Raw genomic sequence first — 14,880 nt, forward strand, 5'->3', positions numbered from 1 at the left:
TAATCGATAGTATCACAACCCTTCCCCCTGCGCGATCAGTTCCGATAGGTCGTAGACCCGGACCGAATCTTCTTTGTTCTGGTTCTTGACGCCATCTGACATCATAGTCATGCAGAACGGGCAGGCTACGGCAATTGTGTCAGCGCCGGTACGTAACGCTTCTTCAACCCGTTCAACGTTCACATCTTTGTTGCCTGGTTCGGGCTCCTTAAAATATTGGCCACCACCCGCACCGCAACATAGGCCGTTGGCGCGTACCCGTTTCATTTCCACCAGGTCAGCATCTAAGGCTGCCAGGACCTCACGGGGTGCCTCGTAAATCTTGTTAGCCCGGCCGAGGTAACAGGAGTCATGGAACGTAATGCGTCGGCCTTTGAACGACTGACCATCTTTAACCCGCACCCGCCCCTCATTGATCAAGCCCTGCAGAAACTTTGAGTGGTGAATGACCTCGTAGTTGCCGCCCAGCTCCGGATACTCATTTTTGAGCGTATTGAAGCAGTGTGGACAGGCCGTTACGATCTTTTTAACGTTGTAGCCATTCAGCACCTGAATGTTGGCCATAGCCTGCATCTGAAACAAAAACTCGTTTCCAGCGCGCCGGGCCGGATCGCCTGTACAAGCCTCTTCAGGACCAAGTACAGCGAACTTGATGCCGACGTGATTTAGGATGCGCACGAAGGCAATTGTTACGCGCTTGTACCGATCATCAAAGGAGCCAGCGCATCCAACCCAAAATAGAATCTCAGGTTCCTCGCCCGATGCCGCCATGTCGGCCATGGTCGGTACTTTATACGTTTTTTCGGTTGTCATTTTCGAAAGTTGTCAAGTAGCCTGGTCATAACGCTGTAGCCAGTAGAGCCGCCCAGAATCTGGAAACTCCTTACGCTTGCCAGGTCATGACTTCAGTTTATTTTGTTACGGGTTCGTTGACCTGGTCGGCCCAGTTAAACCGATCGCTCGGTGAGAATTTCCAGGGGGCCATGTTGTTTTCAATGTTGCTGAACATCGCGTTCCACGATGCGGGAGCCTGCGACTCTTCCATCACCCGATAGCGACGTAACTGAAGAATGATGTCCAGCGGATTGATGTTAACCGGGCAAGCCGTTACGCAGGCCTGACAGGTCGTACAGGCGTTCAACTCTTCGGCCGTGATATAATCGTTCAGTAACGATTTATCGTCTTTATAATCATTTCCCTGCGTTTGCCAACCGCGCTGAATTTCTTCGAGTCGGTCGCGGGTGTCCATTATGATTTTACGAGGTGACAATTTCTTACCAGTGATATTAGCCGGACAAGCGGCCGTGCAGCGTCCGCACTCGGTGCAGCTGTAGGCGTTCATCAGGTTAATCCACTTCAGATCATAGACATCTTTCGCCCCAAAACGACCAATCTCTGCCGGTTGCTCTCCGTTGTCATTCGCCTGCGACCCATCGGCTTCAGTGGTTAAGGGCAAACCTAACGCCAGTTGAACCTCTTTCGTGATCTCCGGCATGTTTTGCATCTCTCCTTTAGGTTGCAGGTCGGAGTAATAGACATTTGGGAAGCCGAGTGCAATATGCAGGTGCTTCGAGTACGTAACGTAAACGGCAAACGCAAGAATACCCAGAATGTGCAACCACCATGATGTCCGTTCATAAGCGCCTAACGCCGTGTCGCTGAAGCCCGCAAAAATTGGCTTCAGATACTGACTAATGATAAAGTCAGGAACGATGCCCTGCAATTCACCATAATGTCCAACTCCTCGATCGCGCAGAACACTATCGGAGGCATTCCAGGTCAAAAAAGCAATCATCAGCACAATCTCCGCCGATAAGATGATTGTAGCGTCGGTAATTGACCAGCCACGTAGTTCGCGGTGGCGACTCGCCTGCAAGCGGCTCACCCGAGCGATGAAGCGCCGACACAGAAACACCACGCAAACGGCCAGAACACCAAAGGCCAGGACCTCAAACACATCAATCAGAATCGGATAAATTGGCGTGATGTAGGGCGCAAACAGCCGGTGCGTTCCCAGAACGCCGTCTAAGATTATCTCCAGTATTTCGAGGTTTATGATTACAAACCCGGCGTAGATGACAAAGTGCATGATACCTACCAGTGGGTTGGTAAACATCTTCTTTTGGCCAAACGCAACCAGCAGCATGGTTCTTAAACGCTCGCCTGCATTGTCAGACCGATCTTCGGCACGACCCAGCTTAATGGCGCGGGTAATAAGCTGAACTCGTTTCGTTATGTACCATGCCGTGGCCGCTAAAGCCGCGACAAACAAAATTTGCTGAAAAATTTCCATCCGTTTATGATGCTTACTTGGCCTGATTATCAGCACATGCTGAATTTGTCAGCCGATTATTTAAAAATTATTCTTGGCAAGGGGTTGCACTGAGTTAATAAACCATGTACTTTTGCACCCACGTTTTCGACAATACACCGTCTGCGGTGATGTAGCTCAGTTGGTAGAGCAAAGGACTGAAAATCCTTGTGTCGGCGGTTCGATTCCGTCCATCACCACGAAAATAAGAGGCAGTTACAACTTTTAGTTGTGACTGCCTTTTTTGTTGGTGCAACCTGAGTACAACATTCATCATTTCTACCACTTGTACCAGACGTTGAAGGGGATTCTCAACGCTCATCTTGGTGCAAAAAAAGCTGTGAATCCTCATAGCCTATAACGGTGAAAGCCCTCTGTTCGTTTTGAAATGCTGCATAATAGTATGCATGCATACTATTGTACAGAAGCAAAAGTACGTAGCTTATTGGAGAGTAGCAAGTGATCGTAAGCCACAATTCTAGCCTTAAGGACGAGTTTCTAACTAGCGAGCTAGGTGCACATTCAGCCGTCAATGGAAGTCGGCTGTTGATTCAGAAACAATTAGCAAAACCATTGATAAGCGCGTGATTGCTGGGTATCCATAGCTGAAATTTTGTAGTTCAGGTGCTGGATTAGAACGTAACGTCTGCCTGCTGTTCATTAACAATACGCTGGAATCAATGTTTTGAGACTACACAAAAGCGATTGATATGAACGAGAAAGATGTAAAGAAGGTAGCCAGAATCCTTTTGGGAGCGAATTTGATATTCGCGGGTGTAAGTCATCTGACCTTTGCCCGAAAAGCGTTCCAGGCGCAGGTTCCCGACTGGGTTCCTTTAGCTAAAGATGAAACGGTGGTGTATTCAGGTCTGGCTGAAATCGCGCTTGGGAGCAGTCTGGTGCTGACTCCAGAAAAACATCAGCAGGTTGTAGGACAAGTGGCTGCCAGTTTCTTTACGGCCGTTTTTCCCGGTAACATCTCCCAATACGTTAATCGACGGAGTGCTTTTGGTTTGGATACAGACCGGAAACGATTCGTTCGGTTGTTTTTCCAACCCGTCCTCGTCTATTGGGCCTTGAAGAGTACAAATAATCTTTAAACCAATCAGGGCTGAACGTCGTAACGAGGGACAATGAAGAAGAGGGCTTGCCTATGTTACAAACCCTCTTGCGCTTGACTGGGGCTGTTTACTTCACCAGAGCCGATTCAGTCGCAATCTCAATACCAATGGCACGCATGAGCTGACTGGCATTGAAACTCTCGCAGATTCCGTTACGTAACTTGTAATCGAATACGAGTTCGCCGTCCTTAAGGTCAGACTGAAAGTGGTAATTTGTCACAAAGTCGGCGGGAGCCTTGCCTTGCACAGCGACTTGTTCGTTTGCCAATTGCCCTAATTCAAGATCATGAGTGGACACAAAACCGGAGGCAGTGGTACGATGCAGTTGCCGAATTAAGGCTTCGGCTCCCCGGTGGCGGTCAGCTGAATTCGTTCCTTTTAAAATTTCGTCCAGGAAATACAGAACCGGGATCGTCTGCGTTTCTTTTGTTAGGTTAATCAACGTTTGAAGCCGCTTAAGCTCGGCGTAGAACGACGATGTACTTTCTTCGAGCGAATCCTGCGTACGCATACTCGTAAACACCTGTACGGGCGAGCAACGGAATTTTTCGGCACTGACAACTGCGCCGGCCAGAGCTAACACAATATTGGCCCCAACGGTACGTAAAAACGTGCTCTTGCCGGACATATTCGAACCGGTGATCAGGATGGTTTGGCCAGAGCCAATCAAGGACAGAGAATTGGCGATGCTGCGGTCAGGCGAGAGCAACGGATGAGCCGCCGAGCTAATGACTAGGGTGAGCTGATCTTCAACAATATCAGGAGTCGCATAGCCGGGATGCGCGTACGAAAATCCGGCCAGGCTGTTAAGGGCTTCCAACTCGCCCAGCGCTTCGAACCAAAACGCCAAACGTGGGCCGTACTGTTTTTGCCATCGTTCCAACTGGAACAAGTAGTGCAGATCCCACAGCAGGGCTGTGCCAAAAAATAAATAGAAATACGGATTGCGTCGGTAATTCAGCCCTTCGGTTAGTTGGCTAAGCTGACGAATGGCCGAGGATACAGCACCGCCATCGGCGGTTAATACGTGCCGGATGGCTTTTAAGCGGACTGCTTCCCCGATTACCTGCTCAGCCTGCTGGAATAGGGCCTGATAGGCACGTAGCGCATTCGAAATATCAAATGTCTGTTCACTTACATTCTTAGCTTTTTCGGCGGTTCGGCTTAATACAAAACTGTGCACAACTAACGCCAGAATCACCACCAAACCGGGCACCAGCCCCGACAGCCACGCGATAAACAGGCCTAACGTAATGGCGGGAAACAGAAACCGAATGATATTGAAGTAAGCGGGTAGCGGCTTATCTTCCGCGGTTGCCCAGCTAATAAGCGATTCCGGCGAGTGACCAATCTGCTCTTCTAAATAGGCTAAGGCTTCGACTTGTTGTCGCCAGTCAAGCTGTGGTTTTAATTCCGCTGCGGCTTGCTGGCGTAGCTGGACCGTTTCTGAAGAGGAGGGGGTTTGCAGCCAGGACGCCAGCCGCTTTTGACCTTCAAATGTATGGGTTCGGTTTAAGAGCCGAAACAACGAATGCTTACCGAATACGTCTAAATCGCCGGAGTAATAGTGCGTTGGGTTTGCGTATTGCTCACCTGTTTCTGGCCGCAGATACTGCCGGTTCAGCCGGGCCGCTTCGTCCCGATTGACAAAGGCGAGGTGGTGATTCAGATCCCGTTCGCGTCGAATCGTCTGGTGACGCTTCAACAGGAACATAAAACCTGCTATACCGATGAGCAGAACCAGAACAGCAGCCAACTGCTGGTCCAATCTGCCGAGTATCCATACCGCAGCGACGCTGCTGATGAACCAGATGAGTCGCCAAAAGGCAAGCTGATTGTATTGACGCTGGGCGGCCTGTTCGGCTTGAACAAATTGTTGATGACGCTGTTGAAAGAGGGCTTCGGGGGGCATAAACTCGTATAAAAAAGTCGGCAGTAAAGATACCGCCGACGACCTATGTTCACTAGTTTCTAACTTCTGGGTTTAGTGCCAGAAGTACTCACCTATTCGTTACAATCCTGACAAACGCCCTGAATAAGCAGGTTCATTTCTTTTCGATTATAGCCCTGGGGTAACGCGATTGCCGGGATACGTACCTGATCGAGACAGGTTGTCTGGCCACAATGCTCGCACTTGAAGTGAACGTGATCGTGGTGGTGATGGCCATCGGCGCAGGTTTCGCGGCATAATGCGTATTTAGTGCCGCCTTCGTCGTCAAGAACTTTGTGCAGGAGACCTTTGTCCAGAAACGTACGTAACGTACGGTAAATTGTCACCCGGTCGTGGTCGGGGCCGAGCCCATTCTCGACATCGCTATGTGCCAGTGCATGACCCGCTCGCAGGAACAGGTCCAGGACTTCCTCCCGACCGTTCGTATGGCGGAGGTTAAAGTCTTTGAGGGTTTTCGCGGCTGAAGTCATGTTTTATAAGAATAACGAGTGCTGAAAAACGTCAGTTCAAACCAGTTCCGCTTTTCGCACAAACTGATAACTACGATTCATTAGTCATCGTCTCGAACTGCAATTTAACCAAGTTTGCATAGATGCCGTCTTCCTGACCCGCCAGTTCATCGTGCGTACCGGTCTCAGCAATCTGCCCTTCCCGAATAACGTAAATCGTATCGACTTTACGAATGGTAGCCAGCCGGTGGGCAATGATAATTGTAGTCCGGTTCTGCATCAACTCATCGAGGGCTTCCTGAACCAACCGCTCCGATTCCGCGTCGAGCGAACTGGTGGCTTCGTCGAGAATCAGGATAGCCGGATCTTTCAGAATGGCACGAGCGATGGCAATCCGCTGCCGCTGCCCACCCGACAGTTTAACGCCCCGTTCGCCGACAACAGTCTGCAACCCGTCGGGGAATGACTCGATGAATTGCAGGGCATTGGCTTTCCGGGCCGCTTCGCGGACTTCCGCTTCACCAGCACCGGGCTTGCCGTACTGAATGTTTTCCAGAATGGTACCGCCAAACAGCATAACCTCCTGGGGAACAATCGCGATATTTTTCCGGAGTTCCGTTACGTTAAACCCGGACAGATCGCGGCCATCTACTGTAATCTGACCGTTGTACATGGGGTAATAACGCATCAGCAGTTGCACGATGGTCGATTTGCCGGCTCCGCTCTGGCCGACCAGCGCGATTTTTCGGCCTGCCGCTACGTTGAGCGAGATTCCTTTCAAAACCGGTACGTCGGGGCGAGAGGGATACGAGAACTGGACATCCGTAAACTGAACGTGACCATGAACCGGCACGAACAAGGGTAGCTCTTCGCCGGCGTTTACTTCCGACAATTCGCCCAAAATTTCAAGGATGCGTTCGGAGGCACCCACCGTCTTTTGCAGTTGAGCGTACAGATCACCCATACCGGCTACAGAACCCCCGATAAACGTAGTATAGACAATAAAGGTCAACAGATCAGGGAAGGACATTTCGTTCGACAAGACCAGCGAACCGCCGTACCATACAACCCCGATAATACCGCCAAAAAGCGCAAAAATCACAAAGGAAACGAATACACCCCGGAACTTAGCGGCTCGTAAGGCTGTATTGACAACCCGTTGCAGGGCGGTTCCGTAGCGGTTAATTTCCAGCCGCTCGTTGGTAAAGGCTTTCACTACGTTCACCGACTGCAGCGTTTCTTCGACCACTACGTTTGCCTGCGCCAACAAATCCTGCGCCTGCTTTGACAGTTTACGGATGAAGCGCCCAAAAAACATAGCGGCCACGATGATAAGCGGAAACGTAGCGAGCATAAACAAGGTCAGTTTCCACGATACGTAGAAGATGATGGCGGTTCCGATTGTGAGCGTCGCAACCTGCCGGAATAATTCAGCCAGGGTCAGGGTCAAGACATCCTGTAACTGCGAAACGTCAGCGGATATACGACTGGTGAGCTCGCCAACGCGACGCTGCTCAAAAAACGGAACGGGAAGCGTAATAATCTTGCTGTACGTAGCCCGGCGTACGTCGGCCATGGCCCGCTCACTCACCTGGGAAAAAAAGTAGATTCTAAAAAACGAGAAAACGGCCTGCGCAATCAGTACACCCACAAAAAACAGGGTAACCTGATTCAGCGTAAACGCCGACTTTCCCTGAATAACGCTTGTAATCTGCCCAATCAGCAAGCCGAAGCTCATCGTTGTTCCCGTTGAAAACACCAGGAATATAAACCCAGCGGCATACTGCCACCGGTAGGGCTTCACAAACCGAAAGATGCTCATGGCCTTTTTTAGACCATCCCGGTTCAATGCTTTTTTATCTTCTTTGCTGGCTTCATCGCCAGAACTCCTACCTCGCTTTGCCATTCTAAATGGATGTTCTCAATCGTATTAGTCTGCTCTTATGTTGTCGCGATACCTGAAAAATATTGCCTCTCGTTCAAAGACACGTATTACAGATCGTCTTTCTGACCTTTGTAGCCCGACTGTTCGAATATCTGCCGGGCGTCCGCATTGCGCATCAGGTCGGCAATACTGACCGAACTATGCTCATCGTGATATAAAGCAACAATTCGCCAGCCTACCCAACGGCCAATAGCTCCCGGGCAGCCCTGCCCAATCTCCGCCGTGAAAGGCCGTTCATTCAAATATCGCTGTTTTATGGCAGGATTCGTTTGATATAGTAATTGATTGTCAATAAAATGTCCCCAGACAATATCCTGCGCGTTAAACGTTTCGGTCAATTGCTTGTCTGAGTAACCAATAACCAGACTATCAGAAACTTCAGGCAACATATTCTTTGTGAACACATACCCCTTTCCGTAATAGACCATATCGGCCAGCATGGTTTGGTCGGTCCGGTTCGTAGCGTTGTATTTGTCGGATATACCAAACACAACCGCCGGGACGATGTACTCTTTTTGGTATCGGCGGAGGATATACTGCGGAAACGTCGGTCCCTGCGGGCGGTACTTCGCTTTAGGACCGGCAAAGTAGTCGAGTCCAATAATGATAAGACTATCGGTAACGACCAGGTCAGGACCTAAAAATCCAGTAACAACCGTGGCAATTTTGGGCGATCGGAATTCTGGAAACTCTTTCTTAATATTGGTAAAGGCTTCAGAAAACTGGCTTTTCAAGTCGGCCATATCGCCAAATTCAGCCTGAACCTGCTGGTTTAGTTCGTTTAATGCTGGATTATTGATCCGGTTGGTCAATTCACGGACGAGGGCCGTATCATTTCCGGCTCCGTTCGCGTTAAAGTACAATTGAGCGACAGACGGATTCCGGTTCAAAAACGCCTGGATAGCACTGGGAGACTTTGCCGCGAAAAGTTGTTGATCGAGCCGAACCAGGGCTACATCTTCTTTTTCTGTGCACGAGGCCAGTAAAAAAGCACAAAAAAGCCCGAGTAGGGCCGACCGTAGTAGCATGAAAATCACAAGTTTTCTATATAGAAAACAGACAAAATTATGAAAAAAGTTGCAGGGTTGGGGCTAATTCTGGCTATACTGACAACACTCCCCGGCTGGACGCAGTCATCGTCGCCCGCGCTGTATAAGCTACGAACGAAAGAATCGAACGTAACGGAGAGACGCTTTCGAAAAATATTGGGCGACAACTACGATGGTCAGGATCAGAACCGTCGCGACTACGATGACGACCGGAAACGCCGTCGCCGTCGGCAAAATACGGAGTCTGGCAGTGAAACGGGCCCTGATTATGCCCGTCCCAATCACCTTATTGAAATGAGCATTCGGTTTGCGCCTTCGCTGGATGTAAATACCGCCGAAGGTATGGGCAGTTACGCCGGATTCCGGGACAATGGCGCGGGCGTACGGATGAGCGTTGGACCAACGCTGGATTACTTTTTCTTTAAAGATCAGTACGCGTTCAGCACCGGGCTTTGGTATACCATTAAGCGCTCGGGCTTTCAGATGCCGGGCTCTTTCGGCAGTACGCGCTGGAACCCCGGTGCACCCGAAAAAGAATCCATATACAACCTGCAATACCTGCAACTCCCGGCTACGGTGAAACTGTTTGCGAACAACATCGCTCCGGGCATTCGGCTGTACGTACAAACGGGTGGGCTGCTCAGCTTAAAACTCGCCGAGCGGGCGCTCCAGCAGGAACGTAACGGACTATACATGGCCGAAAGTGGGGGAGACCGCCGTCAGTACAGCTTTGGCGATATTGAGTTGCTGCTCGGCACGGGCATTCAGTATAAGATTAACCAGACCAACGCCTTCAATTTAGGGGTGAGCTATCAGCGGGGACTGATGAACGTAGCGCGGGGCAGTCAGTTAGTTTCTAAGAATCGGGTTGTCTCGCTCGATTTAGGATTTAAGTTTTAGCGGATACGTACTAACGACGGCTGTATTTCCTTCTTTATAGATTTCTGATTTAACGTTCCTCAAATGATGAATGGCCTTCGACTTCTGTTTATGTTCGTCCTGCTGCCTGCTTTAGGGAGTGGGCAACCGAATATAACGGGCCTGGGCAATCTGCGGATCGGGAGTACGACCCCGGATTCGTTGAGTTCAGTTGTTTTTAAGAAAGACGAACAGTCGTACGTGAAAGGAACGCTTGCCTTACCCTGCGACCACATTCAGACGTTCACCTCGCCGAAGGTTGAGGTTGCCGGAACGACGATAACGAACGTTGTACTGTACTTCTACGACAACAAACTGTTCCGAATTTCCTGCGATTATACCGATGCATTAAAAGAGGCTTTTGTGGCGCAGCACAAGGCCGGTACCCGCACACCCGCAACTACATTTCAGCTTTGCACAACGGCGAATCGGTCGCTCATAGCCTCCGCGGAAACCTGGACAAATGCGGATATAGTTGCGTTGGTCGTTTATAGAAAAGGCTACAATGCCGATTGTGAACCGGGCGAGAGCGCTACGTTGACAATATTCAGTCAGGATGCTTCAGATCTGTCCTCCGAATGTGCCCTGCGGAATAGTGATCCCCTCACTGACGAGTATATCGACGCGTTGAAGTAAGGCGGAGAGGTTCAGCCTCCGCCATTAATCCGTATTCATTAGCTAGATTATCGGTACCGGTTGATTGGTTATAATTCGATAATAGGCCGGTAATATGGGGGTAATACGATTGTATTCTCTTTGCAGTCAGAAAATTTTTTACAATCTGCTGCATGAAGACGTATTTACTTTCCAGTATGCTGGTGCTTGTTTCAGTGTGTTTTGGCCTTATCGAAACGCTGGCTCAAACCACTCAGGCATCTATATCGGGAATCGTTGCTGAGACTAATAAAGGGCCGCTGCCAGGAGCAACGGTTCAGGTTCGCAATGAGTCGACCGGCTTTACTACGGGAACTGTCACAAATGTTCTGGGCGAATATTTATTCAAGGAGTTGCCTTTGGGCGGACCCTATACCATACGCGTTACGTTCGTGGGGCTCGGCGAACAAAAGCGCACGGGTTATGCGCTCAACCAGGGCGATGCGATCCGGATAAACCTGAACATGGAAGAAGGCGGCCAAACCCTTGAAGTGGTACAGGTTGTTGCCTCCGGATTGAAAAACAAAATCGAAAACCTCGGTGCTGCTACGGCTGTTTCAGCCAAATCCATCGCTTCGCTGCCCGTTAACGGCCGGAATTTTACGTCCTTAACCGACCTGTCGCCATTAAGCCGGGGCGGTAACCTATCCGGCCAGCTTGGCTCGTCGACCAATTACACCATTGACGGGATGACGGCTAAAAATCCAACCTCAGCCGGGGCAACTACGAGCCGAAGCGGGGCTCCGTATTCCATTTCTATCGAAGCTGTGCGGGAGTTCAAGGTGATTACCAACCAGTATGATGTCGTTTACGGACGTAGTGGTGGTGGGATTGTCAGCGCCGTTACGAAAGCAGGTACGAATAAACTAAGCGGAAGTATTTTCAACTATACCCGTGCTAACTGGTTATCAAGTCAATACGATATTCGGGGAAACAAACGAAACAACCCGTTCTCAACGAACCAGTTCGGCTTTTCGCTGGGCGGGCCTATTATTAAGGATAAGCTCCACTACTTTGTGGTATGGGACCACCAGCAGGATTCGCGTCCGCTGATTATCGCTGATGTACAAACGCCTACTGATGAAAGTCGGTTTAACGTGACCAGAACCACGCTCGATCAGTTCGTGAACATTGCTCGTACGAAATACGGAGTTGCCAATACGCCCCAGTACGGTACGTTCGACAAGAACCGGGGTTCCGACGCTGCCTTCGCCCGAATCGACTGGCAAATCAATCCTAAAAACCTGCTGACTATACGTAACAACTTCACCAGCGACCGGAACAAGCTGGGGTTGGAGGATAATACGTCGATCAACCTGTACGAATCATACGGCAATGACTTCAACTGGGACAACAGCTTTCTGGCTACGCTGCGCTCGTCGCTGAATCCGCGCGTGACTAATGAATTGAAACTTCAGCACCTCTACACGTATCAGAAAAGCAGTCCGGGCGATCAGCTGCCTTCGGCGAATATTCCACGGGCAATCGTTGAAAACGTTGTGTCAACGGTAGATGGAGCCAATCGTTCTACCAATATTCAGATGGGCGGTCACCGCTTCGCGCAGGAAGGATTCAAAAACAACGTCCTGCAACTGGTTAATAATCTGTATTACAACACCGATAAAGCGCAGTTTACTTTTGGGGTAGACCTGATGTACACGAATGCATGGTCGGTCTACGGCAGTGAAGTAAACGGCCGCTTTCACTACACCGTTGATGGCAACTTAACGGCTCTCGACAAGTTCGATCGGCTGCAACCTTACCGCTACTACCGCGAGGTACCCTTGATGGATGACTGGAGCGTGCGCGGTAAGACCTGGAACGCGGGCGCTTACGGCCAGATGAGTACGCGACTGGCGCCGGGATTAGACATGACGGCTGGTCTGCGCTTCGACTACGCGCATTACCCAACGGCTCCGTTCAACCCGGTGGTATTCGACGAGCTTAAATTACGTACCGATAATAAGCTGAAATCATTCATTGCGCAGCCCCGACTACAACTGACCTGGGATATCAACGATCAGCGCCGGGACATCGTCCGGTTTGGGGCCGGAATCTTCGCTTCCGATATAAACAACTACGCCATCATCAATAATCTCACGTTTGACGGAAAGCACCTGGCTACGGTAGACGTACGCGGAGCCGCCGTACCAACGCCTGATTTTGCGGCTTACCGCGCGAATTATGCGAGCATCCCAAGTTTGGCGGCTTATCAGTTGCCGACAATCAACCTCACCGGAACCGATGCCCGCGTGCCGGTGATGTACAAAGCCAATATTTCGTATACACGGTACGTAACAGATAAGCTGCGCATGAGTGTGGCTGGATTCATGACGCTGGGACGTAACAATTATATGTACGTTGACCGGAACATGGTCGCTGAGCCGTTCTTCCACCTGGCAAACGAAGACAATCGGGGCGTGTATGTCCCGCTCAATTCAATGCCCGCCAACGGATCGGGCGACTGGTTGCAGGGGCGTATCAGCCAGAAACTAGGCCGGGTGCTGGAACTAAATAGCGAAGGTAAAGTCAACCAGTTCGCGTTTGTGGCCGATGCTACGTACCAGTATTTCAAAGATGGTGAATTCACGGCCAGCTACACCTACAACGACACGAAGGATAACACCTCTTACAATGGGAACGTAGCAAATACAGCCACACTGTCGCTGCCGGTAAAAGATGATCCACGCAACCTGAGCCGAATGTCCTATTCCGACAACCAGTTTCGGCACAAGGTCGTCTTCTACGGTACGTTGCCTTCGTTCTACGGCATTACGGTGGGCGTTCGGTATTCGGGCATTGGGGGCACTCGCTACTCGTTACTATCTGGCGCGAACAGCAATGCCGACTTCGTGGCGGGCACAAACGATCTGGCCTTTATTTTTGACCGAAACGGTGAGAATACGCCCGCTAACGTAAAAACCGGTCTTCAGGCTATTCTGGATAATCCGAATGCCAGTCAGAGCATTAAAGACTATATCCTCAAATACGGGGGCCAGATGGCGGAGCGGAATGGCGGCATCAACGGCTTCTACGGCATATTCGACGTGCGAGCCAGCAAGCGGTTCCGAATTTATAAAAGCCACAGCATAGACGTATCCGCCGACATATTCAATTTTGCTAATTTCCTGAACAAAAGCTGGGGGGTAAACAAGTCGCTGGGCAACCAGGCCTTGTACGCGTTAGGTATTCCCCGGACCAGCACGTCGCCAGCGGTTGACGGCTTCGACAAGACGAACCAACGGTTTGTGTATCGGGTCAATACAGCGGGGGTAGTTACGCCATCCGGTAACCCCTATCAGGTTCAGCTAGGCGCTCGGTATAGCTTCTAAAGCTGGTCATGTAAGTAAAGAAACAAGTAAGCTGACTTAATGTACAGTTGACATCATGGGTGCTGTTGATGAGGCTATCCCGCATCATCAATGGGGCCCATGATGCATAAACCACCAAATTCAAATGCGTAAAACGTTAGGACTTTTATCGCTGCTGTTGTGGTCGCAGCTGCTGATTGCTCAAAACCAGCTTAACAAGCAGGGCCACCGGGGTTGCCGGGGACTGATGCCGGAAAATACCATTCCGGCCATGAAAAAAGCTCTTGATCTGGGCGTTAAAACGTTGGAGCTGGACGTAGTAATCTCGCAGGATAAACAGGTTGTCGTATCGCATGATACATACATGGCGGCCGATATATCGCTGAAACCCGATGGAACTCCGGTTACTGCCGACGAGCAGAAGAACATCAACTTATATAAGCTGACCTATGCCGATATTAAGAAGTTCGACGTAGGCAGCAAGCCGCATCCTCAGTTTGGGCGGCAGCAAAAGTTACGGGCCTATAAGCCGCTACTGGCCGAACTGATCGATTCGGTTGATGCCTACGCGAAAGCAAAGGGGATGCCGTTGCCCATGTACAATATCGAAATAAAGTGCAGTCCACAGACCGATGGCGTATACCACCCCGCTCCGGAGGAGTTTGTTGATTTGGTGCTTACCATCACTCAGAAGAAGCTGGGCAGCAAGCGATACAACATTCAATCGTTTGACGTACGGCCATTACAACTTATTCATAAGCAAGCACCCGACGTGCCGCTGGCGTATCTGACAATGAACGGAAAAACGCTGGCTGACAACTTGGCTACGTTAGGTTTTACGCCGTATGCGTACAGTCCGTATTACAAAACCGTTACGGCTGAGACAGTGAAGGCTTCGCACGCGGGGGGGATGCTGATTATTCCCTGGACAGTAAATACAAAACCCGAGATTGACAGCCTAATCGCGTTAGGGGTAGATGGCATTATTACCGATTACCCCAATCTATTCTGATCGCTAACGATTAGCATTTTTAGTACTAAATTAAGAAAGGTAAGTCATCGGCTTACCTTTCTTTTTGACCGATTACTCAAAGGTAACGGTCTGTGCCACACCCTGATCTACTCGTATATGAGTATGCATTTCGTGCACTTACTGTACATAAATAATTGA

The 14,880-nt window shown here is 50.2% G+C and carries 11 protein-coding genes and 1 tRNA gene; 6 read left to right on the forward strand and 6 right to left on the reverse strand.

Annotated elements, in window-relative coordinates; genetic code table 11:
• Nucleotides 1–12: 12 nt before the first annotated feature.
• Nucleotides 13–813, reverse strand: a complete 801-nt coding sequence (locus ACYVIY_RS12780; protein WP_460976742.1) for a (Fe-S)-binding protein — start codon at nucleotides 811–813, stop codon at nucleotides 13–15.
• A gap of 97 nt (nucleotides 814–910) precedes the next feature.
• Nucleotides 911–2,293 (reverse strand): 4Fe-4S dicluster domain-containing protein, encoded by a 1,383-nt coding sequence (locus tag ACYVIY_RS12785; protein ID WP_460976743.1) that lies wholly within the window; start codon nucleotides 2,291–2,293, stop codon nucleotides 911–913.
• Between the two features lie 145 nt (nucleotides 2,294–2,438).
• Between ACYVIY_RS12785 and ACYVIY_RS12790 the strand changes: the two genes are divergently transcribed.
• Together ACYVIY_RS12790 and ACYVIY_RS12795 are read left to right on the forward strand one after the other, a co-directional pair.
• Nucleotides 2,439–2,511, forward strand: a tRNA-Phe gene (locus ACYVIY_RS12790).
• Nucleotides 2,512–3,021: 510 nt separating this feature from the next.
• A complete protein-coding gene (locus ACYVIY_RS12795) occupies nucleotides 3,022–3,411 on the forward strand; it encodes a DoxX family protein (RefSeq protein WP_460976744.1) in 390 nt (129 codons plus the stop codon).
• Between the two features lie 88 nt (nucleotides 3,412–3,499).
• Here ACYVIY_RS12795 and ACYVIY_RS12800 read toward each other — a convergent pair whose 3' ends face one another.
• The 4 genes from ACYVIY_RS12800 to gldB all read right to left on the reverse strand — a co-directional run bounded on the left by ACYVIY_RS12800 (nucleotide 3,500) and on the right by gldB (nucleotide 8,805).
• A complete protein-coding gene (locus tag ACYVIY_RS12800) occupies nucleotides 3,500–5,344 on the reverse strand; it encodes a MutS-related protein (RefSeq protein ID WP_460976745.1) in 1,845 nt (614 codons plus the stop codon).
• A 92-nt stretch (nucleotides 5,345–5,436) separates the two neighbouring features.
• Nucleotides 5,437–5,853 carry a Fur family transcriptional regulator gene (locus ACYVIY_RS12805; protein ID WP_460976746.1) on the reverse strand — a complete coding sequence of 139 codons (417 nt, stop codon included), beginning with the start codon at nucleotides 5,851–5,853 and terminating at the stop codon, nucleotides 5,437–5,439.
• A gap of 70 nt (nucleotides 5,854–5,923) precedes the next feature.
• The gene (locus ACYVIY_RS12810) at nucleotides 5,924–7,738 is read right to left on the reverse strand and encodes an ABC transporter ATP-binding protein (protein WP_460976747.1); all 1,815 of its coding nucleotides are present in this window, start codon (nucleotides 7,736–7,738) and stop codon (nucleotides 5,924–5,926) included.
• An 86-nt stretch (nucleotides 7,739–7,824) separates the two neighbouring features.
• Nucleotides 7,825–8,805, reverse strand: coding sequence for a gliding motility lipoprotein GldB (gene gldB, locus ACYVIY_RS12815; protein ID WP_460976748.1), 981 nt, complete (start codon nucleotides 8,803–8,805; stop codon nucleotides 7,825–7,827).
• Between the two features lie 39 nt (nucleotides 8,806–8,844).
• Here gldB and ACYVIY_RS12820 point away from each other — a divergent pair, with 39 nt between their 5' ends.
• From ACYVIY_RS12820 to ACYVIY_RS12835, 4 genes are all read left to right on the forward strand, one after another.
• Nucleotides 8,845–9,726 (forward strand): porin family protein, encoded by an 882-nt coding sequence (locus ACYVIY_RS12820; protein ID WP_460976749.1) that lies wholly within the window; start codon nucleotides 8,845–8,847, stop codon nucleotides 9,724–9,726.
• 90 nt (nucleotides 9,727–9,816) lie between these two features.
• The gene (locus tag ACYVIY_RS12825) at nucleotides 9,817–10,380 is read left to right on the forward strand and encodes a hypothetical protein (protein WP_460976750.1); all 564 of its coding nucleotides are present in this window, start codon (nucleotides 9,817–9,819) and stop codon (nucleotides 10,378–10,380) included.
• Between the two features lie 152 nt (nucleotides 10,381–10,532).
• Nucleotides 10,533–13,730, forward strand: a complete 3,198-nt coding sequence (locus tag ACYVIY_RS12830) for a TonB-dependent receptor (RefSeq protein WP_460976751.1) — start codon at nucleotides 10,533–10,535, stop codon at nucleotides 13,728–13,730.
• Between the two features lie 124 nt (nucleotides 13,731–13,854).
• Nucleotides 13,855–14,721, forward strand: a complete 867-nt coding sequence (locus ACYVIY_RS12835) for a glycerophosphodiester phosphodiesterase family protein (protein WP_460976752.1) — start codon at nucleotides 13,855–13,857, stop codon at nucleotides 14,719–14,721.
• Nucleotides 14,722–14,880 lie beyond the last annotated feature (159 nt).

This window comes from Spirosoma knui (genome assembly GCF_054780635.1).